Source organism: Paracraurococcus ruber, from assembly GCF_004353985.1.
Lineage (GTDB): Bacteria > Pseudomonadota > Alphaproteobacteria > Acetobacterales > Acetobacteraceae > Paracraurococcus > Paracraurococcus ruber.
On record NZ_SMOA01000502.1, the window covers coordinates 1 to 2,170 of the forward strand.

At 78.9% G+C, this 2,170-nt stretch carries 2 protein-coding genes; both read right to left on the bottom strand.

All coding sequences use genetic code 11. From position 1 onward, the window contains the following. A partial coding sequence (locus E2C05_RS31220; protein WP_205083217.1) for a hypothetical protein occupies window positions 1–462 on the bottom strand: 462 nt, incomplete at its 3' end. Then, window positions 459–2,170 (bottom strand): hypothetical protein (locus E2C05_RS33680; RefSeq protein ID WP_158292493.1); only part of this gene is annotated, 1,712 nt, incomplete at its 5' end. The genes E2C05_RS31220 and E2C05_RS33680, both read right to left, overlap by 4 nt.

Below are 2,170 nucleotides of genomic sequence, written 5' to 3' on the forward strand. Positions count from 1 at the left end.
CGCCGCGGCCAGCGCCGCGGCCAGCCCGGCGAGCCGCAGCCCGGCCTCCGCCAGCACGCCCGCCACCGCCGCCGGCAAGGGCCGCGCGACGATCCCGGCGACCCCGTCCCACCACCAACATCCCGCCGCCCGCCCGTCGAGCAGATCCGCCAGCAGCCGGGCCAGCAGCGCCTCGGCCGAGGCGAAGGCCACCGCCGCGTCCCGCGCCGGGTCGGCGCGGTCCGCCGGCACCGCCGCCGCCACCTGCCGCGCCATCTCCGCCCGCATCCGCGCCGCCAGCCCGGCATCCGCCGGCCCGGCCGCCAGCCGCCGCAGCAGCACCACCTGGCCGGGCGGCATCGGCGGCGGGTCCAGCGGCGCCAGCGCCATGCGCACCGCCGCCGCCGCTTCCGGTCGGCCACGCAACCGCAGGCGCAGCACCCGCACCGCGTCGGGGTCGGAGAGCGCGGCGGCGGTGATCACGGCGCCGCCGCCACGCTGAGCCCGGCGGCGACCGCGGCGGCCGGCCGGGTCAGCCGCACCAGGCTGGCCACCGTGCCCTCGCCGTCGCGGTCCTCCACCCGCAGTTCCGCCACCACCTCCCGCGCCGCGTCCAGCAGGTGCAGGCGGGTGCCCGGCCGCGCGTCCCGGTTCAGCGCCAGGCGCAGGATGGCGCCGGGCTGCACCAGCCGCGGCAGGGCGGTGACGCGGCCGCGGAGCAGCTCGGCCGGCTCGCCATGCGCCGCCTCGATCAGCAGGGCCCGCAGATAGGACCCCATTGCCGCCTGCGCCGTGCCGTCGGCCGCGGGCGAGAGCTGGGCGAACAGGAAGCGGACGAGTTCCGTCAGGCTGCGCAGGGCGTTGAAGGCCTCGTCCTCGCCCTCCTCGGCGTCGAAGAAGGGCCAGCGTTCCGGCCGCGGCAGGTCCAGGCTGTCGTCCTCCGCCGCCTCCGACCAGGCGAAGCGGACCGAGGGCGGCAGTTTCGCCAGCGCCGCCAGGGTGCAATGCCCCGCCGTCTCCAGCCGGTCCCGCAGCGCCCCGGCGGCCTCCCGCAGCGGGCTGCGGCGGCCGGCGAGCACATCCGCGACGGAGAGCACCTTCGCCGCTTCCTGCTGGGTGGCGGCGAAGGACCCGGCCAGTACCAGGCTGCGCCCGCCCAGCGGCGCCAGCAGGGCCTGCGCCCGCCGCAGCACCGGCAGCAGCCGCGGCGCCGAGGGCGTGGCCGCCGCCGCGACGGCCGCCAGGCTGGCGCCCGCCATCGCCTCCCGCGCCAGCAGCCGGGCGGTGCGGGCGCGGCCGAGCGCCGCCAGCGCCTCCCCGCCCGGCAGATGCGCCTGCAGCCCCTGCAGCGCGGCGAAGGCGGCGACCGGCAGGTCGAGCACGAAGTCGAGGAACTGGTCCACGCCCTCGGGCAGCGGGCCCTCATGCGTGTCGCGGCAGCCCGGCACGATGTCGCCGGGCGCCGTCGCCCGCAGCGCCAGCGGGTCGGGCAGCGGGACCGCGACCTGCGCCTGCCGGCGGCGGACATAGAGCAGCGCCAGCGGCGCGCCGAGGATGCGCTGCCGCTCCTCCGCCGCCTTCGCCACCCGCGCACCTTCCTCGGCCACCAGCCGCTGGGCGGAGAGATAGTCGCCCTCGCTGCCCTGCGCCCGGCGTGCCGCCGCGGCCATCGCGCCACGCGCCGCGGCGAGCTGCGCGGTCAGCGCCGCCACCCGCTCCCGCAGCTCGGCGGCCAGCAGGGCGTAGCGGCGCTGCCTTGCCTCCAGGGTGCGCCGCGCGCCCTCGGTCGCGCCGATGGCGTCGAAGATGGCGTTGATCTGGTCGGGCATGGCGGAGATCGACTTGCTCTCGTCGTCGCCCTCGCCCTTGGGCTGCACCCTGGAGGCCGGCACGCCCTGCCCGATGCCGAGCCGCCGCATCCGCGCCGCGGCGAAGTCCAGCCCGTCATTGCCGACATCGAAGGCGAATTTGCCCTTCGCCACGGCGCTGCCGATCCTGAACTGCGACACCTGGCCGGCCAGGCCGATCTCCAGCCCCTTCGGCGACAGCGCCTTCAGGAAGGCCGGCGTGGCGTCCAGCTGGGCGGTATCCCGCAGGAAGGCCAGCCGCAGCACCGGCTGCGCCGCCTCCCGCGCCGCCAGCGCCGCCGCCCCGGCCCCCTCGGGGGCCGCCGCCTCCGCCGCGGCCGCGG